Consider the following 26,523-nt stretch of genomic DNA (forward strand, 5'->3'; position numbering starts at 1 on the left):
ACAGCTTTTGCAGGTCGACTCCTTCGCCCCTGAGTCGTTCAGTCATTCCCGATCCTATCACTCACCGGTGGCGGCGACGCAGAGCGGGGCGACACGCCGGCCGTCGGCGTCGTACTTCCCGTCCCAAACCAGTTCCGCGCGCACGGGTCGGCGCGTCGCATCGAAGAACACAGTCGACAGTTCGGCAGGCTCATCGCCGAGGCAACTGGCAGCCATCGCCGCAAGCGCCATGGAAGTCGGGCTTTTGGCGAGCTGTCGCTCCGTCCCATTCATATCCGCCTGTCGTTTTCGATAATCTTGGAAGTTGTATGTATCTGAGCAGCTCGCGCCAGAGCTATTCAGAAAATTCGGCAGCGAAAGATGCGCGCCTCGCAGGCGATGCCCATGCCTTGGCCTGTGGTCAGGCGGCTTTCCGATCACGTCGTCCGCCGGCGGCCGCCATAGGCTCTGCCACCAGGCGCACGCCGAGCGCAGCGCAGACCTGGGCGATGGTGTCGAACCGGGGCGCGCTGCCGGGCCGCAGCGCCTTGTAGAGCGCCTCGCGCGTCACGCCCGCCTTCCCGGCGATCTCGGTCATGCCGCGCGCGCGAGCAATGTCGCCCAGCGCCGACGCGAGCAGCGCGCCGTCGCCCGCCTCGAGGATGTCGGTCAGATAGGCCGCGATCGCCTTCTCGTCGTCGAGATACGCCGCCGCATCGAACCGCGGCAGATCGCTCACCTTGATCTTCTTCTTCATGTCTCTCTCCGTGCCGTCTCATTCGATTTGCGCCGCCAGCGCGATCGCCCGCCGGATGTCCTTCGCCTGCGTCGCCTTCGAGCCGCCCGCCAGCAGCACGATCAGATTGCCGCTGCGCCGCGTGAAATAGACACGCCAACCCGGGCTGCGATGGATGCGTAGCTCCATCACACTGCCGCCCACCGACTTGGCGTCGCCCATCAAGCCCATCTCCAGACGCTTGATGCGGGCGGCTATCAGGCCGCGCGCCGCGGCGTCACGGAGCCCGTCGAGCCAGTCGGCGAACGAAGGAAGGACGCGGACTGAATACACACCGGATATGTAATCGTTCGATTACAAATTTCAAGAGGGAAGACAATGATGCTTTCATCTCCGCCACAGGCAACACGCAATGCCCGCCGCTGCCCCCTCCGAGACACATCGCTGCGATCCTCCCGAGCTGAGCGCCCTTTACCCCAGCAGCCCCAGCTCCGCCGCCCGCGTGCGCAGGCGCTTTTCACCCTCGAGATGCCGAACTCGCGGCCGACCCGTGAGAAATCAGGGTTATTCTGCCGCTCGCGGGACCCATTCCTCGACGACCGTGTTGGTCGCCGGGTCGAGGAGGCGCGTGCGGCGGAGGGCCAGCCCGTGCCGGGCCATGACCTGCTCGACGGTGGCGCGCTCGCCGACGCCCGGGAAGACCGGCCGGCCGCGCGGCACGCTGGCCGCGGTCCGCGTGAGATAGAAGGTGTCGTAGCCGATGGTGAGGAAGAGCTCGAACACGTCGGTGCCGCCCACCACGGCGAGCGTGCCGTTTTCGATCGCGAGCCGGCCCCACGCTTCCTCGAACGGCGTCGCGGCCGGGTTCCAGAGGAGGACCCGGGGATTGCCCGGATCGGGCACCAGCCGGTCGACGCGGCGCGTCAGGACGAGCCGGTGGCGGAACTTCGCCTTCGCGCCGCCCTCGGCCGAATGCCGGCCGTTGGCGACGGCCGAGGCGCGGTCGACCGCGGCCTGGTAGAACTGGTGGTCGGCCGGGATCCTGATCTCGTCGGGAAAGCGCCCGTCGGCCGTGGCGATCATCCCCTCGCGGGAAATCACGGCATAGCCTTCGATGCGGGGGCGGTTCACCGTCATGGCCGGCACGGTCTTGCCACGTTCCCAGCCTAGCGTACATCCACCGATCCATGCCAATCTGGATCCATGCCAGCCTGCCGGTGAGAGTCTGGCGGCAAGAGGTTCGACGCCATGCGTGCAGCCCTTTTTCTCGTCATCGGCCTCGTCCTGCTCACTGGACCGGCCCTGGCCGGCTCGCCGGGAGATCAGGGCGTCACCGTCCTGCGCGGCAGCTCGGCGCCGCCTCCCCCGCCGCCGGCGCCCAGCGCCGAGCCGACGATCGTCCAGCGCGAGATCTTCTACGCGCCCTATGCGAACTATCCGGCCTATCTGTGGCCGGGCGTCTTCGGGCCGGGTGTGGTGGTCACCGCGCCGCAACGGCCGGTCCGTCCGATGGTGCCCACGACCACCGTGCCCAACGGCTGGCCGCTGATCCAGACCCCGCTCTCCCAGCCACCGCGGCACTAGATCGGTCCTCGCGACGCGAAATCCGGCTCGCTGGCTGGCGCGCCCCGGGATTGCTAAGACGGCCGAACGCCAACGGCCATCACAGCAGGGAAGAACGCCCCATGTCCGATAGAGCTTCCGACGCCGTGCAGCGCTCCGCCCAGGGGCGGATCGGCATCCTCACCGTCAACAATCCGCCGGTGAACGCGCTCGCCGCCGCCGTGCGCGACGGCATCAAGGCCGGCGTCGAGGCGTTCGGCGGCGACCCGAATATCGACGCCATCGTGCTGATCGGCGGCGGCCGCACCTTCATCGCCGGCGCCGACATCCGCGAGTTCGGCAAGCCGCCACAGGGCGCCAACTTGAACGACGTGATCGCCGCGATGGAGAACTGCCCCAAGATCGTGGTGGCAGCGTTGCACGGCACGCCGCTGGGCGGCGGCCTCGAGACGGCGCTCGGCGCGCATTATCGCGTCGCGCTGCCGACCACGCGCGTCGGCCTGCCCGAGGTGCATCTCGGGTTGCTGCCGGGTGCGGGCGGCACGCAGCGCCTGCCGCGGCTGACCGGCGCCAAATACGCGCTCGATGCCATCCTCTCGGGCCGCCACATCCCGGCGCCCGAGGCCAAGAGCAAAGGCATCGTCGACGCGCTGGTCGAGGGCGACCTGCTGGCGGGCGCCGTGGCGCATGCGCAGATGCTGGTGGTGCAGAAGGCGCCGCGCCGGCGCGTGCGCGACCTCGCCGTGACCCTCGAATCGCCCGACCTCTTCAAGGATACCGAGAAGGCGATCGCCCGCCGCGCCCGCGGCTTCAAGGCGCCGTGGAATATCATCAAGTGTGTCCAGGCCGCCTGCGAGCTGTCGTTCGACGAGGGCATCAAGCGCGAGCGCGAGCTGTTCGTCGAGCTGGTGACGTCGCAGGAGTCGGCGGCGCAGCGCTACTACTTCTTCGCCGAGCGCGAGGCAGCGAAAGTCCTCGACGTGCCTTCGGACACGCCGCAGCGCGAGATCAGGAGCGCGGGCATCGTCGGTGCCGGCACCATGGGCGGCGGCATCGCCATGAACTTCGCCAATGCCGGCATTCCGGTGACCCTCCTCGAGGTGAAGCAGGAGGCGCTCGAGCGTGGGCTCAAGACCATCCGCACCAACTACGAGAACACCGCCAAGCGCGGCGGCATGAAGGCGGAGGACGTCGACAAGCGCATGGCCCTGATCAAGCCCACGCTCTCCTACGACGACCTGAAAGAGGCCGACGTCATCATAGAAGCGGTGTTCGAGACCATGGAGGTTAAGGAGGGCGTCTTCAAGAAGCTCGACGAGATCGCCAGGCCGGGCGCGGTGCTGGCCACCAACACGTCGGGCCTCGATGTGAACCAGATCGCCAACTACACGAAGCGACCCGGCGACGTGATCGGCATGCACTTCTTCTCGCCCGCCAACGTCATGAAACTGCTGGAGAACGTGCGCGGCAAGGCGACCCAAAAGGACGTGATCGCGACCGTGATGTCGCTCAGCAAGAAGATCGGCAAGATCCCGGTGCTGGTCGGCGTCTGCGAGGGCTTCGTCGGCAACCGCATGCTGCGCCAGCGCGGCGTGCAGTCGGCTTACATGCTGGAGGAAGGCGCCCTGCCCCAGCAGGTCGACAAGGTGATCTACGACTTCGGCTTCCCCATGGGTCCGTTCGCCATGAGCGACCTCGCCGGCAACGACGTCGGCTGGCGCATCCGCCAGGGCAAGAAGGAGAAGGAGCAGCGCAACGTCCGCTATACCGGCTACATCGCCGACGCGATCTGCGAGCTCGGCCGCTTCGGCCAGAAGACCGGCGCGGGCTATTACAAGTACGACCTGCCCGACCGCACGCCGATCCCCGATCCCGAGGTCGAGAAGATCATCGAGGACACGTCGAAGAAGCTCGGCATCACCCGCCGCGCCATCTCCGACCAGGAGATCCTCGAGCGCTGCCTCTATCCGATGGTGAACGAGGGCGCCAAGATCCTGGCCGAGGGCATGGCCCAGCGCTCGCTCGACATCGACGTGATCTGGGTCAACGGCTATGGCTGGCCGGTCTATCGCGGCGGCCCGATGTGGTGGGCCGACAACGTGGTCGGCCTCAAGACGGTCCACGACGCCCTGCTCAAGTACCGCGACGCTTCGGGCGACCCGTTCTGGGAGCCCGCTCCCCTTCTCAGGAAGCTCGTGCAGGACGGCAAGAAGTTCTCTACCGTCTGATCCGACACGCAGTGTCGCCCGGGGCCGAAGGCCGCGCTCGGGATGACACCGAAGCTGGTTCTACAAGGAGGAGATCCCCATGACTGATGCCGTCATCGTCTCGACCGCCCGCACGCCGATCGGAAAGGCCTTCCGCGGCATCTTCAATGACACGCACGGCGCTGACATGGGGGCGCACGTGATCAAGCATGCCGCCGAACGCGCCAAGGTCGACCTGGGCGAGGTCGAGGACGTGATCCTGGGTTGCGCCGCGCCGGAAGGCACGACCGGCTCCAATGTCGCGCGCGTGTCGGCGATCCGCGCCGGCGCCCCGGTCAGCGTCTCGGGCGTCACGGTCAACCGCTTCTGCAGCTCGGGCCTGCAGACCATCTCGATGGCCGCCCAGCGCGTGCTGGTCGACAAGGTGCCGGTGATGGTCGCGGGCGGCCTCGAATCGGTGTCGCTGGTGCAGGGTCCGCCGGGCGGCAACAAGAACCGGCTGGTCAATCCCTGGGTGCAGGAGCACTGCCCCGGCATCTACCATTCGATGATCCAGACCGCCGACACGGTGGCGGCGCGCTACAAGATCAGCCGCGAATACCAGGACGAATATTCGCTGCAGAGCCAGATGCGCACGGCGGCGGCGCAGCAGGCCGGCAGGTTCGACGACGAGATCGTGCCGATGGAGACCACGATGATCGTCACCGACAAGAACACCGGCGAGACCTCGAAGAAGACGGTGAAGCTCACCAAGGACGAGGGCAACCGGCCCGACACCAACATGGAGGGCCTCGCCAAGCTCCAGCCGGTGATGGGTCCGGACAAATGGATCACCGCCGGCAATGCGAGCCAGCTCTCAGACGGCGCCTCGGCGGCCGTCGTCATGAGCGATGCCGAAGCCGCCAGGCGCGGGCTGAAGCCGCTCGGCATCTACAAGGGCCTGGTCGTCGCCGGCTGCGAGCCCGATGAGATGGGCATCGGCCCGGTTTACGCGATACCCAAGCTGCTCAAGCGCTTCGGCCTCAAGATGGACGACATCGATCTCTGGGAGCTGAACGAGGCCTTCGCGGTGCAGGTGCTCTATTGCCGCGACAAGCTCGGCATTCCCAACGACAAGCTGAACGTCGACGGTGGCTCGATCTCGATCGGCCATCCGTTCGGCATGACCGGCGCGCGCTGCACCGGCCACGCCCTGATCGAAGGCCGCCGGCGCAAGGCCAAGAACGTCGTCGTCACGATGTGCATCGGCGGCGGCATGGGCGCCGCCGGCCTGTTCGAGGTCGTGCACTAGGCGTCGGCGACTGCCGGGGACGGGCGCTTCTCCCGATCGTCCTCGGTTCATTTACCCCTTGTCGGCAGTGGACGCGGCGGCGGGCCGCCAAGTGTGCGCGATGGCTTCCGCGCACGTCGGAACCTGAACCGACGCGCCGGGCTGCGATGGTACAACTCATCGACGGTGCATCCGGCCGGGCGGTAATGAAGGAGCGTCGGGATTTCGACGGCCGCGAGGCAATTCTTGCCGCCTCGCGTGCCCTTGCCGTCCTGCCCGGACGGCGGGCCGCCGGCCCGCAGCCGAGGAACAAAGCCAGGGAGGACAGACAGAAATGACAGCGATCGCCCATGCCTCTATTCCCGCCGACGATCCCAAACGCGTGGCCGAGGTGCTTGCCGAGATGATGAACGGCGAGGCCATGCCCTTCCCGCCCGCGGGCAAGGACGGATGGATGGCTTGGTCGGGTGACGGCGAGGTCGAGCTCGAGATCTCGCGCCGCGGCCTTGCCGTAACCCATGGCGAGACGCAGGCGGAGTGGCGGGCCGATGGCATCGCGCGGCGTTTCTCCGAGGTTCATCTGGCGATCTGCGTCGACCGCCCGGCAGCGGAGGTATTGGCCATAGCCAAGCGGGCGGGCTGGCCGGCTCGCTCCTGCGTGCGCGGTGGAGATGTCTTTCCGCTGACCGAGGTCTGGATCGAAGGTGCCTTCATGATCGAGGTGCTCGATCCCCAGCAGACTGCTCATTACCGCAAGGTGGTTACACCGGAGAATTGGAAGCGCTTCCTGAAAGAAATGGCCGCCGATTAGACGTTGCCATGCATATCGATTTCGCCAGCGCGGCAGTTCCGTGCCGCGCAAGGCCGCTTCGAGGAGCGGCAGCCGGTCGTTGCCCCAGAACATCCGCTGGCCGAGGAAGAAGGTGGGCACGCCGAAAGCGCCGCGCTGCTCGGCCTCGTCGATCAGCGCCTCGTGGCGCGCCCGCGTCTGCGGACCATCGAGATCACGGCGAAACCGGCCCTCTTCCAGCCCCAGCCGCGCGGGCAAGCCCGCGATCGTCGTGGCGTCGAGAACGCTGCCCTCGACGAAGGCGAGATGCAGCAGGAGCCGGCAGCATGCCACCAGCGCCCCTTGGTGATCCGCAGCAAGACAGGCCAGTGCCGAAAGGGTCGGATCGGCCGGCAGGGCGGGTTCGCGGAACGGGACCCGGTAGAGGGCGGCCCAGCTCTTCGCGTCGTATTCACGGTAGGTCCAATCATATTGCCCGCGGCCTGAACCAACCTGGAACGGATTGTCGCCCCGACGGCCGATCAGGAGGCCGCTGGCGATGGGTTTCCAGACGAAACGGCAACCATATTGGGCCTCGATCCGCCCGACCTGGCTTGCGGCAAGGTAGGAATAGCGGCTTGCGAGGCCGAGGTAGAAATCGACCGTGGCCATTCCCCGTCCGACTGCCAGCGTTTGCCGGGATTCACAATTTTGGCGAAATGACCTATAGTGCGTAAAGCCATTGTGAAATGGAACACAGGCTCATCGTCATGAGCGCCCGGGAAAAGATCAACGAGCTCATCGCCTTCGTTGCCGATCTGACCGATGTCGATCAGCGGCGCGCGTGCCTTGCCCAACTGGACCAGCTCCTGCTCGCGGAACGCCCGGCGCCGCGCGAACGTGCGCCGCTCGCGCTGATGGAAGTGTTCCGCCACAAGATAATGGCCGGCCGTTCGGAGTAGACGCTTCGGCGCCACCGGCTGGCACGGCCGCTCGTGACAAAGCTGTGTATCCGTTTCCTGTGCACTTCCCGGTACCTGCTGCGAGGCCTATCGTCCCGCGCAATGGGGTGCGGCCTTCGACAGCGAAAGGCCGCAGGGATGTGGAGTTCTTCCATGACGAGTCCAGCGGATCAGGGACGGTCTGCGGATGCATATGGGCTGCCGGCGCGGCACTCGTACGTCGATAGCATCTGCAAGTGGATTCTCCGGCTAGTACTGCCAGCAGTGCTCGGGCTCGGTGGCCTGCTGTTCTACTGGGTATGGCTGGACGGCGAGCGGACGATGGTGTTCTGGCGGGTGATCGGCATGATCCCCCTCACCGTCTCGTTCACGGCCATCGCGATCTGGGCGCTCCAGGCTTGGTTGCCGCCCGCCGAAAGCGATCAGCGCGAGCCCGAAATCCTTGTTGCCCGGCGCCCCGCCCATCGCGCACGCCGGCTGCGGCCGCCGCCGACCCTCATCGGATATTCCGCCGCAGATCCTCCTCATCCTTCCACATCATGAATTGCGGGCCGAGGTCGGCGATCCTGGTGGCGCCGATCTGGGCCATCGTGATGTCGATCTCGCGACGGAAGATCTGCAGCGCCTTCGCAGCACCCGCCGTGCCACCCGCCGTCACGCCATAGAGCGTCGGCCGGCCGACGAAGCAGAACCTGGCGCCAAGGCATAGCGCCACGATGGCATCCATGCCGCGGCGGATGCCGCCGTCGAACATCAGCGTCATCCTGTCCCCTACGGCGTCGCGGATCGCCGGCAGGACCTCGAGCGGCGACGGCGCGATATCGAGCTGCCGCGCGCCATGGTTCGAGACCATGATGCCATCGACACCCAGTGAATGGGCGCGCACCGCGTCGTCGGGATGCATGATGCCCTTCAGCACGAAGTTGCCCTTCCACAGCTCGCGATAGCGCTCGACATGCCTCCAGCTCATCGGCGCGCGATTCTGGTGGGCGACGAAGTCGGCCACGACCTCGGCGCTGGCATCCGATCCCGCATACCTGGCCCAGTTGTCGAACATCGGCGTGCCGTGCTGCAGCCACTCCACCATCCAGGCCGGATGGCGCAGCGCCTCGAACTTGGTCTTCCATGTAAGCTTGAGCGGGCGGCCCCAGCCGTTCCTCGTGTTGCGCTCGCGATTGGAGCCCTCGGGAACGTCGACGGTGAAGACCAGGGTCTTGAGGCCGGCGTCCGCCGAACGCCTGATCATGTCCTCCGACACGCTCTGATCCTTGGCGGAATAGAGCTGGTACCAGCCGTGATCGGGCGCCATCTTGCCGAGATCCTCGATCGAGGCGGTGCTCGAGCCCGACATGATGAAGGGCACATTGGCCTCGCGCGCGGCCTCGGCCAGCATCAGATCGGCGCCGCGCCGGAACAGACCGGCGAGGCCGGTCGGCGCGATGCCGATCGGGCTCGAATAGGTGCGGCCAAACAGGCTGGTCGACTGGTCGCGAACCGACACATCGACCAGGTAGCGTGGCACGATGCGCGCCTTGCGAAAGGCCTGTTCGTTGGTGACGAGACCCACTTCGTCGTCGGTGCCGCCCTCGATGAAATCATACGCGATCTTGGGCAGGCGCTTCTTCGCCAGCTTACGCAAATCCTCGATATTGACTACGCCGTCCATGCGTTCTCTCCCATGGCGTGGATTTTGGCGCGCTTTGAAGCACCGGGCCACAATGTTAAATGGATCGCCATGCAAATCAGACACGCGCAAACGACCGGCTAGGCCGCGGGCGGCGCACCACGCATGACGAGAAGCCGCCTTGGGTCTCATCCTTCACCACTACGATTTCTCGAACTTCGCCGAGAAGGCCCGGTTGATGCTGGGCTTCAAGGGCCTCGCGTGGCGGGGGATCGAGCAGCCACCGATTGCCCCCAAGCCAAATCTGACGCCGCTCACCGGCGGCTATCGGCGCATTCCGGTCCTGCAGGAAGGCGCCGACCTCTGGTGTGATACGCGGCTGATCGCGCGCGAGCTCGAGCGGCGCGTTGCCATGCCGACCCTCTTCCCGCCCGAGACGATGGGAGCCGCCCAGGCGATCGCCTGGTGGGCGGAGCATCAGCTCATGCGTCCAATGGCCCTTTATGTATCGGGCATCAACGCCGACCACATGCCGGCGGGTCTGCACGAGGATCGCGCACGCATCCATGGCGTGCCTGTGCCCTCCATCGAGGCCGTGCGCGCGGCAGCCCTGCGCAATCTGCCGCTCGTCAGGCCGCAGCTTGCGTGGCTGGCCGACATGCTGAAGGACGGGCGTGGCTATCTGCTGGGCGAGCGGCCCTGCATCGCCGACTTCGCCTGCTATCACGTCGTCTGGTTCCTGCGCGGCCGCGAGATCGACTGCCGGGCCGAGCTCGAGCCATATCCGAGGCTGATCGCCTGGCGCGACCGCATGGCGAGTATCGGGCATGGACAGCGCACCGATGGCGCACCGGAGGAAGGGCTCGCGGTCGCGCGTGCGTCAAGGCCCGCGCCGCCGCGGCCACCCCATCCCCTGGATGGCGATCCGTGTCCCGGCGAGCGCGCCCGCGTTCGGGCCGCCGACAATGCCAGAAACTGGATCGAGGGCGAGGTGTTGTTCGTCGACGACCACGAGATTTCGCTGCTGCGCTCGGATCCCCGGGTGGGGGACGTCGCGGTGCATTTTCCGCGGCTCGGCTACGATTGGCGGCGGACCAGGTGACTGCTGTCCCTGCACCGGGCCTCAATAAAGCAGGGTGTAGATCTCGCGCTCCTCGCGGACGCCGCGCAGGCCGTGGCGGCCCACCGACATCAGGCGACCGGACTTGAGCCCGGCCGTTGCCGCGAGTTCGGCGGAGACCAGAACTCTTCGGCCAAGCGGCGCACAAAGTGCCTCGATGCGCGAGACCTCGTTCACGGCGGGGCCGATCATCGTGAAATCGAGCCGGTCGACGGCGCCGACATTGCCGAACAGCACATCGCCGACATGCAACGCGAGATCGACCGTCGCCCGCAGCTTGCCGGCAGCCAGTCGCGTCACGTTGAGCGCATCGATCGCCCGCGTCGCGGCCGCCGCGGCATCGAGCGCCTGCCGGCAACTCTCCATGCGGTTTCCCTCCTCGAGCGGGAGGGTCGCCAGCATGCCATCGCCGACGAACTTCAGCACCTGGCCGCCATGCTCACGCAGTGATGCCGTCAGCGTCTCGAAGACATCGTTGAGCAGGTCCACGAGATCGTGAGCGGGTGCCGCATCGGCGATCGTGGTAAAGCCCCGGATGTCAGCATACCAGAGCACCGCGCTTCGGCTTTCGACAGATCCGCGCCCGACCTCGCCGGCACGCACACGCTGGCCGGCATCCTCGCCAAGATAGACCTCCAACAGCCGTGATGCGTTGATCTGGCCGGCACGCGCCTTCATCGCCAGCGCCAGAGCAGGCAGCACCGCGTGCAGCAGGCCGGCATCGCCCTCTCCGAAGCCGTCCGGGCGATCCGTCATGAAGGAGTAGACGACGCCCAGACCAGAGGAGGCACCGCTCTTGCGGCGAGAGTCGAACAGCTCGGCCAGGTAGTCGGTGGCGCCGGCGGCGAAGAACCGTTCAAGCGCCGGAAAATCGCGCTCCTGCGGGCCCCGGGCAAGGTGACGCCGGATGCAGGGGTTGGCCTCGCCTGCCTCGGCCCGCTTTGCCAGATGATGGAAGACGCCGCCGGTCCAGCTTGGTGTCACCGCATGCCCATGGCCATACTGGGCGAGCTTGATGAATGTCAGACCGCGCTGCCAGGTGAAGCCGAAGCCCCACCATTGGGGATGCAGTGTCTCCACGGCCGCGTAGGCGCGCCAGAGCGGGACCCCCATGGCCGACAGGCGCTGGCAGAAGCCGGCAAACAGGTCGTGCGCGGTCGCGCCACAGAGACCTTGATCCACTGCCCAGCGGTGCAGTTCGATGCGCTGGCCCAGCGGATCGGCGACGCCGTGCGCGATGACAGGGATTGAGAGCGGAGTGGAGACGAATTGCGGCATGCCGCCTCTACTCGGCGACCGCCTCTCCGGAGCCGCCGAATTCGGCCGGAAAGTCCTTGAGCTTGGGCAGGCCGTCCTTCATGGGCAATACGGTCTCGGCATAGTTGACGTGAACGCCGGGCTCGAAGGCGAGCGCTGGAAGGGTCGCGGCGAAGATATCGACAAGGCCAAGTGGCGGATGAAGCGTCATCAGGTGACCGCCGCACTCCTTGCAGTACTTTCGCTGGCTGAGCGAGGTCTTCTGAAAGGTGGCGATGCTCTCGGCGCCCGAGATGATGCGCACCGCCTCGGGACTCCATAGAGTGAAGGCGTTGACTGGGCCGCCCGACCACGAGCGACAGGATCGACAATGGCAATAGCCCATGGCCTCCGGCTTGCCTTCGACCTCGAGCTTGACCGCGCCGCAGAAGCAGGTGCCTACGTGAGCCATGGCATTCTCCTTGAATTGGCCGGCACCGCGGCGGCACGAGGCCGTCCCGCGGCGACCGGTGGTCGGGGGTGTCGACGGCGCGCAACCTGCCTTGACATCGACCGGCAGTCACGCCGGTAATGCTCGACCCGTGGCTGCAAAATTGCAGGCGAGGCAAAGCCCATGATAGATTCACGGCCATGAACTGGGACGATCTCCGCATCATCGCCGCGGTCCGCGACGAAGGCACGTATGCCGCCGCCGGTGCGCGGCTGCGAATCGACGAGACGACCGTCGCGCGGCGCATGGCGCGTATCCAGGCGTCGCTTGGCGTGGCCTTGTTCAACGCTGTGGACGGCACGCGCAAGCCGACGACGCACTGCGAAGCGGTCCTTTCTCACGTGCACGCCATCGCCCGGCATGTCGCCGAGATCGGTCATGTCGGCAAGATGGTCCAAGGGCCGATCGGCAAGTTCAGGCTCGCGTCGACCACCTCGATTGCCGAGCAGATCCTGGCGCCGCACTCGGCGAGCCTGCTGACGGCGAATCCCGGATTGAGCCTCGAGTTCATGACTTCGAGAGGCAATGTGAATTTCTCCCGCTGGGAGGCCGATCTCGCGATCCGGCTGCGCAAGCCCGACAAGGGCGACTTCACGATCACCAAGCTTGTGGACATGCGCCTCTATTTCTTCGAGCCGGCCGTATGGAGCGGCGCGATCGATCCTCTGGTTTGCCGCTTTCCCGAGGAGCTGGACCACACGCCCGATGCACGATATCTCGCCGCACGGGGGCTGGACGCGAAGGCGCGCTTCAAGACCGGCGACTATCGCGTGATGCGCGAACTCATCAAGAGTCACGCGGCGATGGGCGTCCTGCCAGATTATCTGTGCGGGAATCTCCTGAAGGACGTAAAACTGCGCATCACGCCGCTGCCGACCCGACGCGACGTATGGCTTCTCGTCCAGAACCATCTCAAGCGCGATCCCGCCACCCGTCTGCTGATCGAGTGGGTGCGCGACTGCTTCGCCAGAACCTGGCCCGCCGAGCAATGAGCCAGCGCTACGGCCGCGCCGCGAACCGTCCGATGCCCAGGCCGTCGATCGGCACGTTCGTGGCCCCGGTCGCGATCAGCTCGGCCATCATGGCGCCGGCGCCGGGTCCGAGCTGGAAGCCGTGGGCAGAAAAGCCGAACTGGTGATAGACGCCTTCCGATGTCACGCTCGGCCCGACGACGGGAATTTCGTCGGGCATGCGCGCCTCGATTCCGGCCCAGGCTCGCACGATGGTGGCGGCCCGCATCACCGGAAACAGCTCCCACACCGTGCGCGCCGAGACGGCAAGCTTTCCCCAGTCGAGCACGGTCCGGTTCTGGTCGCGGAGCGGCCGGGCGCGGTGACCACCGCCGATCACTACCGTACCGTTGTCGAGCTGCTTGAACGAAAGCTTGCGCCCGCGCAGGATCACCACCGGCTCGATGAAGGCCGGCAAGCGGCTGGTGACCATCAGCATGGGCGCGATGACTTCGAGTGGTACCGGCTCGCCCAGCATGGCCGCGATCCGGTCGGCCCACGCGCCGGCGGCGTTCACCACCCTGGGCGCTTCGATCGGACCGTCGCTGGTCTCGACGCGCCACCCGCCTCCGGCCCGTGCAATCGCCGTGACGGCCACGCCTTCGAGGACTTGTGCGCCCTTCTCGATCGCGCGCTTGCGAAAGGCTTGCGTGGTGCGGAAAGGATCGGCCGCGCCGTCGCGTCGTGACACGATGCCGCCCGGACAGTAGTCGGATACCGCCGGAACGAGCCGCCTCAGCTCTGCCTCGCCGATCAGCTCCTCGTGGGTGAAGCCCTTCAATCGAAGATCGTCGACGCGAGCCCGGAATCCCGCGAACTCGACCTCGCTCTCTGCCACCAGTACGGTGCCATGGCTTGCAAAGCCGCAATCGTCGCCGACCAGTTCCTCGATATGTTCCCAGATCGCCATGGAGGAGATCGAGAGCGGAATCTCCGCGATGTCGCGCGCGAGCTGCCGCACGCCGCCGGCGTTCACGCCCGAGGCATGACGGCCGGCATAGTCCTTCTCCACCACAATCGTCTTCAGGCCACGCAGCGCAAGATGGAGCGCCGTCGAACAGCCATGCAGGCCGCCGCCGATCACGATCACGTCGGCGGTGCGGGCCATCCTACCGTTCCACTGCCTTGCGTTCGGCCTCGCTGATCGGCAGCGAGGCGAGTTCGGCCAGGGTGATAGGCTTCACCGGTGGGCGCAGCCGGTAGTAGCCGACTTCGCCAGGACGCGTGCGCCGCTCGGCGGCGATCAACTCCGTCACGGTGAGACCGCAGAGCCTGCCCTGGCACGGGCCCATGCCGCAGCGCAGGAAGGCTTTCATCTGGTTCGGGCCTTCGCAGCCGATGGCGGCCATGCCGCGGATTTGCCCGGATGTCACCTCCTCGCAGCGGCAGGCGATCGTCTCGCCCTCGGGCAGGCGGAACGCGTCGGCCGGTCGATAGAGCGTATCGAGGAAACCGCGTCCGAGTTCCTCGCGCTGCAGCCTCTGACGCACGCTTTGCGGATCGGGCACCGAGACTGCGGGCTTCAGCGCGCGCACTGCGGCAATGGCGGCGAGCCGGCCGCGCTCCGCGGCGGCCGTTCCGCCGGCAATGCCGGCGCCGTCGCCGGCCACGGCGATGCCCGAGACGGTGCTGGTGAAGTCGACATCGAGCACGGGCTCGAAGCAAAGCTGGCGTTCGTTCCAGCGATGCACCGCACCCGCGGCATTCGCGAGGTTCACATTCGGCACGACGCCCTGATGCAGGAGCAGCAGATCGGCTCTCCGCCGATGTTCCTTGCCGTGCGAGACGTAGTCCACTTCCTGGAGCCTGTCCTCCCCCCGCGCGGCCAGACGCTCGATCGGGATCACAGGTACTTTGCCCTTCACCTCGCGCAGGAGTGCGAGGCCCTTCGACCAGTAGGGCGACAGGAGGAAGTCGGGCAGATGCGGCAAGGCGCGCAGCCAGTTGCCGCGCGGCGTCGTCTCGAGGATCGCCTCGATCGCGGCTCCCGCCCGCAACAACTGCGCCGCCAGCAGCCACAGAAGCGGCCCGCAGCCTGCCAGAAGGGTGCGGCCGCCGGGCACCAGTCCCTGTGCCTTGAGCACCGTCTGCGCCGCGCCCGCCGTCATGACTCCGGGCAAGGTCCAGCCGGGAATGGGAAACGGCCGCTCCAGCGATCCGGTGGCAACGATCACGCGCTGCGCCTGGATCATCCGCACCTGACCGGCGATGGCGACGCCCACCTGGCGTGACGGATCGAGGCTCCAGACGGTAGCGCCGTTCACGATCGTCGCGCCGCTTGCCGTCGCCTCGGCCGCGAGCGCGGTGCCGGCCCAGTAGTCCTCGCCCAGCACCGCTCTGTCCTTGATCGGCGTCGAGGTGATGCCCCGATAGATTTGCCCGCCGATGCCCGGATTCTCGTCGAACAGCACGGTCGACACGCCAGCGCGCGCGGCGAGCGCCGCGGCGGCGAGCCCCGCCGGCCCGCCGCCGACGACGACAAGATCATAGGAGGAGGCAAGATCGGGGGCCCGGGTCATCGCCCGGCCTCGCGCTTGCCTTGCTGTGTCTCGATGCGCATGCCGTCGCGCACGGGCACGAGACAGCCCTGCCGGCTGCCGACACCGTCGATGGTCACGAGGCACTCGAAGCAGACGCCCATCAGGCAGTAGGGCGCGCGTGACGCACCTGAAACAGGCGTGGTGCGGCAATGCTCGATGCCGGCAGCCAGCATGGCCGCGGCCACCGTATCGCCCGACTGCGCGCGGACGGCCTTGCCGTCGATCTCGATGGTGATGGCGCTGCCGGTCTCACCCAGCCTCTTGAACATGGAACCTCCGCGCGCTGAAGGGAGCGACCAGCGTCTTGTCGAGGGCGCCGCGCGCGATCATCGGCGCCACCGTGAGCGCGTGATTGGCCGCCAGCGTAACCCCCGAATGGCAGCAGAGCACGTAGGCGCCCGGATGCGTCTCGGACTCGTCGTAGATCGGAAAGCCGTCCCGGGTCATGACCCGGATGGCGCTCCAGGTGCGCACCACGTTGACATTGGCCAGCAGCGGGAACATGCGCACCGCGCGCTCGGCTTCGGTGGCGCTGACGCCCAACGTCAGGCCGGCCGGATCGGTGCTTTCCTCCTTGGAGTCGCCGATCATCACCGTACCCTCGTCGGTCTGGCGCAGCGTGACCACCGGGTAGTCGAGGAACGGCCGCAGGCGCTCGGTAACGACGATCTGGCCGCGCTCGGGCTTCATCGGCGCTTCGAGCCCGACCATCGGCGCCAGCCGCATGTTGGCATTGCCGGCGGCGAGCGCGACGCGGCCGGCCCGCACTTCACCCTGCGCCGTGGTGAGGTGAAACTCGCCGCCTTTGCGCTCGATATTCTCCACCCGATGGCTGGCAAGGTATTTGACGCCGCGCGCCTGGATCGCCGTGTGCAAAGTCCGGAAGAGGCGCAGCGAATTGACGTGGCCATCGAGCGGGCAATAGCTCGCGCCGACGACCTCGCGGCCGATATCGGGCAGCATCCGCGCCACCTGGCCATGGTCGAGGATCTCGGTGCTGTAACCGACGATGCCGGGCTGGTTGTGCAGACGCTTCAGCGTATTGGCCCGCGCCTCCAGCTCCCGCTCCGACAACGCGAGATGGAAACCACCCGGCCGCTGGAAGCAGGCATCGAGGCCGGTCTCTTCCTTGAGGGTCGCGGCGAACGCCGCCCAGGCGTCGGAGGACCGGACCGTCCAGGCGGCATAGGCCGGAAGCCCCAGCCCCTTGCTCTGAACCCACACGAGCGCGAAGTTGCCGCGGCTCGCGCGCACCGCACCGTCGCCCTCGTCGAGCAAGGCCACACGGCAGCCTTCGCGTGCGAGACCCCACGCTGTCGCCGCGCCGACCAACCCGCCGCCCACGACGGCAACATCGTAGCCGCTAGCCGGCATCGGTGCCGCTCCTTCCGACAAGCAGCCGTTCGAGCCCGTAGATGCGGTCGAGGACCACCAGGGCGACGACGGTCACGGCGATCACGCAGGCCGACACCGACGTCACCAGCGGATCGATATTGTCCTGGATGTAGAGGAACATGCGCACCGGCAAAGTCTCCGTGCCGGGTGCCGCCACGAACACCGTCATGGTCACTTCGTCGAAGGAATTGATGAAGGCGAGCGCCCAGCCGCTCACCAGTCCGGGCAGGACCAGCGGCAAGACGATGCGCTTCACCACTGTCCATTCCGAGGCGCCGAGCGAGACCGCGGCATGCTCGATCGCGCGGTCGAGGCCGACCGCCGAGGCCAGCGTCAGCCTCAGCGCGAACGGGAAGATGATCACGATGTGCGCCAGCACCAGACCCGTGAAGGTTCCACCGAGACCGACCTCGGTGAAGAAGCGCAGGAAGGCGATGCCCAGCACCACGTTCGGAATCATGAGCGGCGACATGAAGAGCGCCGTGAAGGTCTCGCGGCCGGCGAAACGATGATGGGCAATGGCGAGCGCGGCTGGCACGGAGATGGCGACGGCGATCGCGGACGACAGCGCGCCAAGCCCGATGCTGCGCCAGAAGGCGGAGACGAACTCGGGATAGCGCGCGATGGCGTGGAACCAGCGGAGCGACCAATGATGGGTGGGAAACGACAGGTAACCCTCGGGCGTGAAGGCGACCCAGCACACGACCACGATCGGCGCCAGCGTGAAGATCACGAACAGCGCATGGTAGCAAAGAGCGAGCGGGCCGTTGCGACTCATCCGAATACCTGCGCGTAGCGGCGCTCGACCCAGCGATTGACGCCGAACACGATCAGCATCAGCGCCGCCAGGAGCAGCACGGCAACCGTGGCGCCGAGCGGCCAGTTGAGGGTGTTCAGGAACTCGTCGTAGGCAAGCGTGGAGGCGACCTTGAGCCGCCGGCCGCCGATGATGGCGGGCGTGGCGAAGGCCGACGCCGCGAGCGCGAAGACGATGACCGCCCCCGACAGGATGCCGGGCATGGCTTGCGGCGCTACGATGCGACGCAGGACGGTGAAGGGCCCCGCCCCCAATGCAATGGCGGCGTTCTCGATCTGGGGGTCGAGGCGCTGCAACGCCGCCCATACCGCGAGCACCATGTAGGGCATCAGAACGTGCGTCAGCGCCACCACGATGCCGGTCTCGGTGAACATGAAGGGCAGCGGCGCCGAGATCAGCCCGAGCGACAGCAGAATGGAGTTGACCAGGCCCGACCTGCCGCCGAACAGCAGTGCCCAGCCGAGCGTGCGCGCCACGACCGAGATCAGGAGCGGGCCCAGGATGACCAGCAGGAAGAGGCCGCGCCAGGGGCGCTTCATGCGGTTCAGGATGTAGGCTTCCGGTGCGCCGAAGACGACCGACAACAGCGTCACCAGAAGGGCGATGCGGAAGGTCCGCCAGAACATCTCGCCGTAGTAGGAATCGGAAAAGACCTCGCGCCAGTTCTTGAAGATGAAGACGGGCACGATGCCCTTGTACTGGCCCCAATCGTGGAAGCTCAACGCCACCGTCATGCCGAGCGGCACGATGACGACTGCTGCGAACAGCAGCAGAGCGGGAAAGCTGAGGAGATAGGGCGCAATCTTCATCTAGTCACCACGCCAGATGCACCGCCGCGCCTTCGGCCGGCATCGCCTCGCCGGTGTTCTGGCGGATGACGGTGATCAGGGCTTGCGATGTCTCGACCTGGTAGAGCCAGTGGTTGCCCTGGAAGATGCGGGTGCGAATGGTACCGGCGAGGCCGGTGGCGGCGAACGAGATCCGCTCCGGCCGCACCGCGATGCCGTTCACCAGATTGGTCTTGCCGAGGAAGTTCGCCACGAACGGCGTCGCCGGCCGTTCGTAGGCCTCGTGCGGCGGTCCGATCTGCTCGGCGCGGCCCCGGTTCATCACCACGATGCGGTCGGACAGCGCCATCGCTTCGGCCTGATCGTGCGTCACCAGGATGGTGGTTGTGCCGACCGAGCGCTGGATCTGCCGCAGCTCGATCTGCATCTCCTCGCGCAGCTTGGCGTCGAGATTGGAGAGCGGCTCGTCGAGCAGCAGGATGCGCGGCCGGATCACCAGCGCGCGAGCCAGAGCCACGCGCTGCTGCTGGCCGCCGGAAAGCTGCCGCGGGAAACGCTGGGCGAAGCTTCCCAGTCCGACCAGATCGAGCGTCTCGCCGACGCGTCGCGTGCGCTCGGCTGCAGCCACGCCCTGCATCTCGAGCCCGAACGAGACGTTTTGCGCCACGGTCATGTGCGGGAATAGCGCGTAGCTCTGGAACACCACGCCCAGTCCGCGCTGCGCCGGCTTCACCACCAGGAGATCGCGCTCCTCCAGCCTGATCGCGCCCGACGTCGGCTCGACGAAACCCGCGATCATCTGCAGGGTCGTCGTCTTGCCGCAGCCGGAAGGACCGAGGAGCGAGACGAACTCGCCCTTCTCGACGCCGAGCCACAGCCCGTCGACGGCGGTCTGTTGCCCGAATCGCTTGGTGAGATTCTCGAGCTCGAGGAACGCCAATCGCCTAGCGCTCCACCTCGCGGTTCCAGCGCTTGGTCCATTCGTCGCGATGGGCGTTGATCGTGTCCCAGTCGGGATTGATCAGCTTGGCCGCCCTGTCGCCGACCGGCGCCATCCGGGCGAGCTCCGGCGGAACCTCGACCTTCTTGTTCACCGGGCCGTAGCCATAATCCTTGAGCAGGATGAGCTGCAATTTGGGTTGCAGCATCGCCTCGATGAACTGCGAGGCAAGCGGCGAGGCATTGGCCCTGGCGACCGGGCAGGCCGAGGCGAGCAGCGTCACCGCGCCTTCCTTCGGGTACACGAAATCGACCGGGAAGCCCGTGTTGGCGAACGACTGGACGCGGCCGGAGCCCCAGACCGCCAGCAGCCCTTGGCCCGACTCGAACAGTTCCGTCATCTTGCCCGGCGACGGCTCATAGGCCAGAACGTTGGGATTGACGTCGGCCTTCATCACCTTGAAGCCCGGCTCGATGTCCTTCTCGCCGCCGCCATTCAGCCGCGCGAACATGACCAGCGTATAGAGACCATAGGTGTTGTTGATCGGCGGAATGACGATCGTCTTCCTGTATTTGGGATCCTTCAGATCGTTCCACGAGGTGGGCGCGGCCCAGCTTTTCTCCTTGAAGACTTTGGTATTGTACATCAGTCCCGTCGCAACGAGGCCGATGGCAACGGCCTTGTCGTCCTTGAAGCGCGCGCTGGGATAGAGATCGTCGCCAGGCAGACCGGCGATCTTGCCGCAGAAGCCGAGCTGGATCGCCTGGTACATCGGTCCGTCGTCGACGATCGCGACGTCGATCACCTGGTTGGCCTTCTGCGCCTGCAGCTTGGCCAGCGTGTCAGTCGAATTGCCGGCGACGTACTCGACCTTCACCTTGTGCGCCTTCTCGAAGTCGGGAATGACTTCCTTGCGCATGGTCTGCTCGAACGAGCCGCCATAGCCCGCGACAGTGAGCGTCTGCTGTGCCGACGCCGATGCCGCGTCCCAAAGCACGATCAAGGCTGCAATAGCCAGTAGCGGTGCCGAACGTCCCATCGCCCCTCCTGTCGGCCGACCCCTTGTCGACCGGCCGGCAATGCTTCCCGCCCGCCATCCGGTCGTCAAATTCGGATTTGCGCCCCGCCTCATAACAAAATGTTATAAAGCCCCATGCGTGGCCTCAATCCCCGCCAGATCGAAGCCTTTCGCGCCGTCGTGCTCACGGGCGGCGTCGGTGCCGCGGCCAAGCTGATCAACGTGACCCAACCGGCAGTCAGCCGCCTGATCCGCGACCTGCAGCACCATCTCGGTCTCACCCTGTTCGAGCGGCGCGGCACCGGACTGGTGCCGACCAGCGAGGCGCTGTCGCTCTATGCCGAGGTGGAGCGCGCGTTCGTCGGCCTCGAGCGGATCGCCGAGACGGCGGCCGAGTTGCGCACGCGCCGCGCCGGCTACCTGCGCATCGCCGCCCTGCCGGCGCTCGCCAACGGCTTCCTGCCGCGCTTCGTAGGACGATTTCTCGCCGAGCGGCCCAAGCTCAACATCGGACTGTCGGGTCTGGTGTCGCATGCCGTCGTTACCGCGGTGGCCCAGGGACAGTGCGATCTCGGCTTCGCCGAGGCCTCGATCGAGCATGCTGCCGTCCAGCTCGAGCGCATGCCCACCGTGCCCTTCGTGGCCGTGCTGCCCCAGGGGCACCGGCTCGTGCGCAAGACGAAGCTCGGGCCGCGGGATTTCGAGGGTGAGAACTTCATCTCGCTCGGTCCCTCGACGGTATCACGCTTTCGCATCGACCATGTCTTCAGCGAGCATGGCGTTACACGCGTCATGCGCATCGAGACCCCGCTGTCGGAGATCGCCTGCGCACTCGCAGGCTCGGGCGTCGGTGTGGCGCTCTGCGAGCCCTTCACGGCGACCGAGTATGACTCGCGCGGCATCGTCGCGCGGCCGTTCGAGCCGCGGATCGATTTCGAGTTCGCGGTCCTCTACGCCGCCCACCGCACGGTGACGCCGGTGGCGCGCGAGTTCATCGACGGCTTCAAGGCGCATGTCGGAGCGTTCCTGCGCGAACGCCGGTTCGCCCACGCGCGGCCTACCGCGCCAGCAAGAAGGTGAGCTCGTGTTTGTTGTGATGCAGATGCATCACCCGGGCGCCCGCGATTGCGGCAAAGGCGGCCGCTGATTCGTGATCGGTGGCGCCCTGGAACTTGATAGTGCAGACGAAATTCCTGGCCAGCGCCGAGCCGCGCCAGCGCTCGACCAGGCGCAGCAAGCGCGCCGGATAGCAAATGACGTCGGAAAAGAGCCAATCGACCGGCCCGATGGCTTCCGGCGCCAGCGCAAACGCACTTTCGCCACGCCATTCCACGCCGGGCATTGCCGCGATCTGCGGATCAAGCGGCGCCTTGTCGACCGCCACGACGCTGGCGCCGAGCCTCGCGAGAACGTAGGTCCAGCCACCGGGCGAGGCGCCGAGATCGACACAGCGCTCGCCTGGCTGCGGCCAGCGACGCAGGCGCACCAGCGCCTCCCAGAGCTTGAGGTAGGCGCGACTCGGCGGCCCCGTCCTGTCCTCGACGAACGTCACCTCGCCATTGGGAAAGGCAGAGCTGCACCGCGCCGCGGCCAACAACCGATCGGGTGCGAGCAGCGTCCATGAACCGAGCGGCACCGTCGGAGCAGCTGCCGGAAAGACGATGGGCTTCGCCGACACGTGCGGCAGGCGCTCCTGGATCAGCATGCCGCGACGATGATGGAGCGGCGCATATACCGCCCAGTTGCGCTGTATCGCCCGCAGGGTTCTGGCTGCCTCGCCGATCGAGGGGACCGGCAGCTCGAGGCAGTCGTGCCAGATATTGGCGGCCCAGGCGGCCGGCACCGCGGGCGCATCGCAAATGACGAGTCGCCCATGCCGTCCGCGAATGGCGGCCCCGGCACGGCTCAGCTCCTCCAGGAGCTGTGGTTCGAACCCCTCGGCAGCAAGGTAGGCGGTGGTCATTCCTTCAGGAAGGCGTCAAGCGTCGCCAGATGGCGCCGTTTGACGGCCTCGTCGCAAAAGGCGGCCTCGAAGCTGTTGCGGGCCAGGATAACGATCTCCTCCCTGGTGAGATCGAGCGCGTGCTGGACGGCCACGAAGTTCTCCGCCACATAGCCGCCGAAATACGCCGGATCGTCGGAATTCACGGTCGCCTTCAGGCCGGCCTGCAGCATGCGGCGAAGCGGATGCGCCCTCATCTCGGGCACGACGCATAGCCGCAGATTCGACAGCGGACAGACCGTCAGCGGCATCTTCATGGCGGCAAGCCGGGCGGTCAGCGCCGGATCGTCGAGCGCGCGGTTCCCATGATCGACGCGGCTGACGCCGAGCAGATCCAGCGCCTCACGGACATAGTCGGCCGGGCCCTCCTCGCCGGCATGCGCCACGGTCGGCAGTCCGAGTTGGCGGGCGCGCGCAAACACGCGCTGGAACTTCGACGGAGGATGGCCAGTTTCGGACGAATCGAGGCCAACGCCGATCAGGCGCTCGCGCCAGGGCAAGGCCTCGTCCAGCGTTCGCTCGGCGCTCGCCTCGTCGAGATGGCGGAGAAAGCACATGATCAAGCCGCCGGTAATGCCGAGCTTGCGCTCTCCGTCACGCAAGGCGCGCCACAGTCCTTCCATCACCGTCGCGAAAGCCACACCGCGCGACGTATGGCCCTGTGGATCGAAGAAGATCTCGCAATGCCGCACGTTCTGCGCGGCCGCGCGATTCAAATAGGCTGTCGCGAGATCATAGAAGTCCTGTTCCCGCACGAGCACGCTCATGCCCCGATAGTAGAGGTCGAGAAAGTCCTGCAGCCTGGTGAAGCGGTAGGCCGCCCGTACGGCGTCGACACTCCGGTAAGGCAAGTCGACGCCGTTGCGCTCGGCGAGCGCCAGCATCATTTCAGGTTCGAGGCTGCCTTCGATGTGGATGTGCAGCTCGGCCTTGGGGAGGCGGGTGACGAAGGCATCGAGGTCGGTCATGCAGTGCAACCTATCACTTCAGCCGGCGTTCGGGAGACAGAGGTCAGGGCAGACTAAATGCGGGGTCCTTTCACGGAGCGTTTTATGGCCAAGGAATCGATGTCACAGCGCAAGACGACCGGGCGCGTGATGCACGAGTTCGCACACGGCGAATTGAAGAGCGGCCGCGGCGGCAAAGGCGGCAAGGTCAAGAGCCGCCGGCAGGCCATCGCGATCGCTCTCAAGGAAGCGGGTGCCTCGAAGTACCAGAGCAAGGGCGAGAACAAGCGCAACCTCGAGAGAACCAAGCGCAAGGAGTCCGAAGGCAAGACCTATCAGCAGGAACGTGAAGGCAGGAGCCATGTCGGCTCCCGCGGCCGACGCGAGAGCAGCCGTGCCATGGGCGGCAAGAACGCCAAGACCACGACGCGCCGTGGCCGTCACGCGGCCGCCGCGCGCAAGCACCGCAACACGGCCCGCAAGTCGACCAGCCGCCACAGCTCGTCACATCGCCGCAAGAGCACGTCGCGGCGCCGCCGGGCGGCTTGATCCTTCGGGGACCGCGGGCACTGGCGCCGCGCGGGTCCGGGAGACTTTCAATCCCTTTGCCGGCCGTCTAACCTCCGTCCAATACGGAGGAATTCATGGCAAAGTTCGGCATCGGTCAATCGGTTCGCAGGGTTGAGGATCCGCGCCTGCTGACGGGCGGTGGGCGCTACACCGACGACACCAGGCTTTCGACGCCCGCGGCGCGGCTCTACGTGCTGCGTTCCCCCCATGCTCATGCCGACATCCGGAAGATCGACACGACGGCGGCGAACAAGGCGGCGGGCGTCCTGCTCGTCTTCACGGGCGAGGATGTGAAAAAGGCCGGCTTCGGCGACCTGCCCTGCCTGGTGCCGATCGACAATCGCGACGGCACCTCCCGCGCCGACACGCCGCGCCCGATGCTGGCGCAGGGTCGCGTGCGACATGTCGGCGATCCGGTGGCGATGGTGGTCGCGGAGACCCTCGAGCAGGCGAAGGACGCCGCCGAGTTGATCGAGGTCGACTACGCACCGCTTCCCCATACGGTAGGCACCTACGAGTCCGCGCAGCCCGGCGCCCCGCTGGTGCACGATCACATCAAGAACAACCTGGTGTTCGACTGGGAGATGGGCGATCGCGCCAGGACCGAGGCCGCCTTTGCCAAGGCCGATCGCGTGATCAAGCTGCAGATCGTGAACAACCGCCTGGTCGTGAACTCGATGGAGCCCCGCGGCGCCATCTGCGAGTATGATCCCAAGGACGATCGCTCGACGCTCTGGGTCTCCTCGCAGGGAGTGAGCGTGATCCGTCCCGTTGTGGCCGACCTGATCCTGAAGATCGGCCAGCCCAAGCTGCGAGTGCGCACGGGCGACGTGGGCGGCGGCTTTGGCATGAAGATCTTCGTCCATCCCGAATATCCGATGATCGTATGGGCCTCCCGCAATCTGAAGCGCACCGTGAAATGGATTCCCGACCGCCAGGAGGCTTTCCAGTCCGACGTGCAGGGCCGCGACCACGTATCGATCGCCGAAATGGCACTCGACACGGATTGCCGGTTCCTCGGCCTGCGCGTCACCACCTATGCCGCGCTCGGCGCCTATCTCAGCCACTTCGGCGCGTTCATCCCGACCATGGCGGGCACCAGCATGCTCGCCGGCCTCTACCAGACGCCCACTGTTTACGTGAACGTGAAGGGAGTCATGACCAACACGGTGCCGACCGACGCCTATCGCGGCGCCGGACGGCCGGAGGCGGCCTATCTCCTCGAGCGCTTCGTCGACCATATCGCACGTGAAACCGGGCTGACACCGGACGAAATTCGCAAGCGCAATCTCGTGAAGCCCGGCCAGATCCCATGGAACACGGCTCTGGGCGACACCTACGACAGCGGCGACTTCGACAATGTCATGCTGAAGGGCATGGAGAAGGCCAACTGGAACGGCTTTCCGGCCCGTCGTGCCGCCTCGCTCGCCAAGGGCAAATGGCGCGGCATCGGCATGGCCACCTACGTCGAGAAATGCTCGGGCGGCCCGCCCGAGAGCGCCATCGCCAAGTTCAACGACGATGACACGATCTCGGTCTATGTCGGCGTGCAGACCAACGGTCAGGGCCACGAGACGGCGCTGACGCAGATCATGTCGGCGCGGCTCGGCGTGGACGGCCACCATATCCGCATCGTGCAGGGCGATTCGGACGTCACGCCCGAGGGCATGACCGGCGGCAGCCGATCGATTCCGGTCGCCGGCGCCGCCGTGCTCGGGGTGAGCGACAAGATCATCGCCAAGGGCAAGCAGGTCGCCGCCTCCGTGATGGAAGCGAGCGCGGGCGACATCGAATATGCCGATGGCAGCTTCAAGATCGTCGGCACCGACCGGCAGATGAGCCTGTTCGAGGTTGCGAAGGCGGCGAACAATCCCAAGCATGTGGCCCAGGGCGAGAAGCCCGGCCTCGACGACGACTTCACGCGCACGCCGGACGCGTCGACGTTCCCCAACGGCTGCCATATCTGCGAGCTCGAGGTCGATCCCGATACCGGCGCGATCGAGATCCTGAACTACAGCATCATGGACGATTTCGGCACGGCCTTGAATCCGCTGTTGCTGCAGGGCCAGGTCCATGGCGGCGTGGGTCAGGGAATCGGCCAGGCGCTGACCGAGAAGACCGTTTACGACGACGACTCGGGCCAGCTCATGAGCGGCAGCTTCATGGACTATGCCCTGCCGCGTGCCGACGTGGTGCCGCGTGTGCATTTCGACATGCACAACAGCCTCTGCAAGACCAATCCGATGGGCATGAAGGGTGCGGGCGAGGCCGGCGCGATCGGTGCGCCGCCGGCCGTCGTCAATGCGATCGTCGACGCCATCTGCCCGCATACCGGCGTGAAGCACGTCGACATGCCGGTGACCGCCGCCAGCCTGTGGCAGGTGATCGAGGCCAACCGCGGGCGAAGAGCGGCGTGAGATCGCATTGCCGATATGAATTCGAGATCCGCGATGTCGACGCGACAATGGCAACCATCGTTGCCCCGCCCTGCGTCAACCGCGTGCCGACGATGACCGGCG

28 protein-coding genes and 1 pseudogene are annotated in these 26,523 nt (G+C 66.6%); 11 read left to right on the forward strand and 18 right to left on the reverse strand.

The window, feature by feature from the left end:
• Positions 1 to 57: 57 nt before the first annotated feature.
• From VH499_RS14810 to VH499_RS14825, 4 genes are all read right to left on the reverse strand, one after another.
• Complete coding sequence (locus tag VH499_RS14810; RefSeq protein ID WP_332053511.1) at positions 58 to 231, reverse strand: hypothetical protein; 174 nt, start codon at positions 229 to 231, stop codon at positions 58 to 60.
• A gap of 169 nt (positions 232 to 400) precedes the next feature.
• Positions 401 to 736, reverse strand: coding sequence for an addiction module antidote protein (locus VH499_RS14815; RefSeq protein ID WP_332053512.1), 336 nt, complete (start codon positions 734 to 736; stop codon positions 401 to 403).
• Positions 737 to 754: 18 nt separating this feature from the next.
• Positions 755 to 1,048 (reverse strand): type II toxin-antitoxin system RelE/ParE family toxin, encoded by a 294-nt coding sequence (locus VH499_RS14820; protein ID WP_332053513.1) that lies wholly within the window; start codon positions 1,046 to 1,048, stop codon positions 755 to 757.
• Between the two features lie 231 nt (positions 1,049 to 1,279).
• Complete coding sequence (locus tag VH499_RS14825) at positions 1,280 to 1,852, reverse strand: dihydrofolate reductase (protein ID WP_332053514.1); 573 nt, start codon at positions 1,850 to 1,852, stop codon at positions 1,280 to 1,282.
• 111 nt (positions 1,853 to 1,963) lie between these two features.
• Between VH499_RS14825 and VH499_RS14830 the strand changes: the two genes are divergently transcribed.
• From VH499_RS14830 to VH499_RS14845, 4 genes are all read left to right on the forward strand, one after another.
• Positions 1,964 to 2,299, forward strand: coding sequence for a hypothetical protein (locus VH499_RS14830; RefSeq protein ID WP_332053515.1), 336 nt, complete (start codon positions 1,964 to 1,966; stop codon positions 2,297 to 2,299).
• 101 nt (positions 2,300 to 2,400) lie between these two features.
• Positions 2,401 to 4,506, forward strand: a complete 2,106-nt coding sequence (locus VH499_RS14835; protein ID WP_332053516.1) for a 3-hydroxyacyl-CoA dehydrogenase NAD-binding domain-containing protein — start codon at positions 2,401 to 2,403, stop codon at positions 4,504 to 4,506.
• Between the two features lie 79 nt (positions 4,507 to 4,585).
• Positions 4,586 to 5,776: an acetyl-CoA C-acyltransferase gene (locus VH499_RS14840; RefSeq protein WP_332053517.1), complete on the forward strand. Its 1,191-nt coding sequence runs from the start codon at positions 4,586 to 4,588 to the stop codon at positions 5,774 to 5,776.
• A 313-nt stretch (positions 5,777 to 6,089) separates the two neighbouring features.
• A complete protein-coding gene (locus VH499_RS14845; protein WP_332053518.1) occupies positions 6,090 to 6,566 on the forward strand; it encodes a hypothetical protein in 477 nt (158 codons plus the stop codon).
• A 60-nt stretch (positions 6,567 to 6,626) separates the two neighbouring features.
• Here the strand turns inward: VH499_RS14845 and VH499_RS26160 are convergent.
• A pseudogene (locus tag VH499_RS26160) lies at positions 6,627 to 7,196 on the reverse strand (2-hydroxychromene-2-carboxylate isomerase); the annotation flags it as partial.
• Between the two features lie 77 nt (positions 7,197 to 7,273).
• Here VH499_RS26160 and VH499_RS14850 point away from each other — a divergent pair.
• The gene (locus VH499_RS14850; protein WP_332053519.1) at positions 7,274 to 7,486 is read left to right on the forward strand and encodes a hypothetical protein; all 213 of its coding nucleotides are present in this window, start codon (positions 7,274 to 7,276) and stop codon (positions 7,484 to 7,486) included.
• A 264-nt stretch (positions 7,487 to 7,750) separates the two neighbouring features.
• Complete coding sequence (locus VH499_RS14855) at positions 7,751 to 8,029, forward strand: hypothetical protein (protein WP_332053520.1); 279 nt, start codon at positions 7,751 to 7,753, stop codon at positions 8,027 to 8,029.
• Here the strand turns inward: VH499_RS14855 and VH499_RS14860 are convergent.
• Positions 7,983 to 9,152: an alpha-hydroxy acid oxidase gene (locus tag VH499_RS14860; protein WP_332053521.1), complete on the reverse strand. Its 1,170-nt coding sequence runs from the start codon at positions 9,150 to 9,152 to the stop codon at positions 7,983 to 7,985. The two genes, VH499_RS14855 and VH499_RS14860, sit on opposite strands and share 47 nt — an antisense overlap.
• Before the next feature lie 139 nt (positions 9,153 to 9,291).
• Here VH499_RS14860 and VH499_RS14865 point away from each other — a divergent pair, with 139 nt between their 5' ends.
• Positions 9,292 to 10,212, forward strand: a complete 921-nt coding sequence (locus VH499_RS14865; RefSeq protein WP_332053522.1) for a glutathione S-transferase family protein — start codon at positions 9,292 to 9,294, stop codon at positions 10,210 to 10,212.
• Positions 10,213 to 10,233: 21 nt separating this feature from the next.
• Here VH499_RS14865 and VH499_RS14870 read toward each other — a convergent pair whose 3' ends face one another.
• Together VH499_RS14870 and VH499_RS14875 are read right to left on the reverse strand one after the other, a co-directional pair.
• A complete protein-coding gene (locus tag VH499_RS14870) occupies positions 10,234 to 11,508 on the reverse strand; it encodes an adenylate/guanylate cyclase domain-containing protein (protein WP_332053523.1) in 1,275 nt (424 codons plus the stop codon).
• 7 nt (positions 11,509 to 11,515) lie between these two features.
• Positions 11,516 to 11,938: a GFA family protein gene (locus VH499_RS14875; RefSeq protein ID WP_332053524.1), complete on the reverse strand. Its 423-nt coding sequence runs from the start codon at positions 11,936 to 11,938 to the stop codon at positions 11,516 to 11,518.
• Positions 11,939 to 12,117: 179 nt separating this feature from the next.
• Between VH499_RS14875 and VH499_RS14880 the strand changes: the two genes are divergently transcribed.
• Positions 12,118 to 12,969, forward strand: a complete 852-nt coding sequence (locus VH499_RS14880; RefSeq protein ID WP_332053525.1) for a LysR family transcriptional regulator — start codon at positions 12,118 to 12,120, stop codon at positions 12,967 to 12,969.
• Between the two features lie 7 nt (positions 12,970 to 12,976).
• On the opposite strand, the gene VH499_RS14885 is transcribed toward VH499_RS14880, so the two are convergent.
• Genes VH499_RS14885 through VH499_RS14920 form a run of 8 tightly spaced genes read right to left on the reverse strand, consistent with a single transcriptional unit; the run spans position 12,977 to position 20,506 of the window.
• Positions 12,977 to 14,095 carry an FAD-dependent oxidoreductase gene (locus VH499_RS14885; protein WP_332053526.1) on the reverse strand — a complete coding sequence of 373 codons (1,119 nt, stop codon included), beginning with the start codon at positions 14,093 to 14,095 and terminating at the stop codon, positions 12,977 to 12,979.
• 1 nt (position 14,096) lies between these two features.
• Positions 14,097 to 15,506: an FAD-dependent oxidoreductase gene (locus VH499_RS14890; protein WP_332053527.1), complete on the reverse strand. Its 1,410-nt coding sequence runs from the start codon at positions 15,504 to 15,506 to the stop codon at positions 14,097 to 14,099.
• Positions 15,503 to 15,796: a (2Fe-2S)-binding protein gene (locus tag VH499_RS14895; protein ID WP_332053528.1), complete on the reverse strand. Its 294-nt coding sequence runs from the start codon at positions 15,794 to 15,796 to the stop codon at positions 15,503 to 15,505. The genes VH499_RS14890 and VH499_RS14895 overlap by 4 nt, the downstream gene beginning before the upstream one ends.
• On the reverse strand, positions 15,777 to 16,901 hold the full coding sequence (locus tag VH499_RS14900; protein WP_332053529.1) for an FAD-dependent oxidoreductase: 1,125 nt from the start codon (positions 16,899 to 16,901) through the stop codon (positions 15,777 to 15,779). Before VH499_RS14900 ends, VH499_RS14895 begins: the two co-directional genes overlap by 20 nt.
• The gene (locus tag VH499_RS14905; RefSeq protein ID WP_332053530.1) at positions 16,891 to 17,700 is read right to left on the reverse strand and encodes an ABC transporter permease; all 810 of its coding nucleotides are present in this window, start codon (positions 17,698 to 17,700) and stop codon (positions 16,891 to 16,893) included. The genes VH499_RS14900 and VH499_RS14905 overlap by 11 nt, the downstream gene beginning before the upstream one ends.
• Positions 17,697 to 18,548 (reverse strand): ABC transporter permease, encoded by an 852-nt coding sequence (locus VH499_RS14910; protein WP_332053531.1) that lies wholly within the window; start codon positions 18,546 to 18,548, stop codon positions 17,697 to 17,699. Before VH499_RS14910 ends, VH499_RS14905 begins: the two co-directional genes overlap by 4 nt.
• Positions 18,549 to 18,552: 4 nt before the next feature.
• Positions 18,553 to 19,467 (reverse strand): ABC transporter ATP-binding protein, encoded by a 915-nt coding sequence (locus VH499_RS14915; protein ID WP_332053532.1) that lies wholly within the window; start codon positions 19,465 to 19,467, stop codon positions 18,553 to 18,555.
• A gap of 4 nt (positions 19,468 to 19,471) precedes the next feature.
• Complete coding sequence (locus VH499_RS14920) at positions 19,472 to 20,506, reverse strand: ABC transporter substrate-binding protein (RefSeq protein ID WP_332053533.1); 1,035 nt, start codon at positions 20,504 to 20,506, stop codon at positions 19,472 to 19,474.
• Positions 20,507 to 20,620: 114 nt separating this feature from the next.
• Between VH499_RS14920 and VH499_RS14925 the strand changes: the two genes are divergently transcribed.
• Positions 20,621 to 21,565 carry a LysR substrate-binding domain-containing protein gene (locus VH499_RS14925; protein WP_332053534.1) on the forward strand — a complete coding sequence of 315 codons (945 nt, stop codon included), beginning with the start codon at positions 20,621 to 20,623 and terminating at the stop codon, positions 21,563 to 21,565.
• Here the strand turns inward: VH499_RS14925 and VH499_RS14930 are convergent.
• Positions 21,543 to 22,448: an SAM-dependent methyltransferase gene (locus tag VH499_RS14930; RefSeq protein ID WP_332053535.1), complete on the reverse strand. Its 906-nt coding sequence runs from the start codon at positions 22,446 to 22,448 to the stop codon at positions 21,543 to 21,545. The two genes, VH499_RS14925 and VH499_RS14930, sit on opposite strands and share 23 nt — an antisense overlap.
• Complete coding sequence (locus VH499_RS14935; protein ID WP_332053536.1) at positions 22,445 to 23,455, reverse strand: adenosine deaminase; 1,011 nt, start codon at positions 23,453 to 23,455, stop codon at positions 22,445 to 22,447. The genes VH499_RS14930 and VH499_RS14935 overlap by 4 nt, the downstream gene beginning before the upstream one ends.
• Before the next feature lie 84 nt (positions 23,456 to 23,539).
• On the opposite strand from VH499_RS14935, the gene VH499_RS14940 reads away from it, so the two are divergent.
• Together VH499_RS14940 and VH499_RS14945 are read left to right on the forward strand one after the other, a co-directional pair.
• The gene (locus VH499_RS14940) at positions 23,540 to 23,983 is read left to right on the forward strand and encodes a DUF6496 domain-containing protein (protein ID WP_332053537.1); all 444 of its coding nucleotides are present in this window, start codon (positions 23,540 to 23,542) and stop codon (positions 23,981 to 23,983) included.
• A 95-nt stretch (positions 23,984 to 24,078) separates the two neighbouring features.
• Positions 24,079 to 26,421: a xanthine dehydrogenase family protein molybdopterin-binding subunit gene (locus VH499_RS14945; RefSeq protein ID WP_332053538.1), complete on the forward strand. Its 2,343-nt coding sequence runs from the start codon at positions 24,079 to 24,081 to the stop codon at positions 26,419 to 26,421.
• The last annotated feature ends 102 nt before the right edge of the window (positions 26,422 to 26,523 follow it).

Origin of the sequence: Reyranella sp. (genome assembly GCF_036558665.1) — a bacterium.
Taxonomy (GTDB): domain Bacteria; phylum Pseudomonadota; class Alphaproteobacteria; order Reyranellales; family Reyranellaceae; genus Reyranella.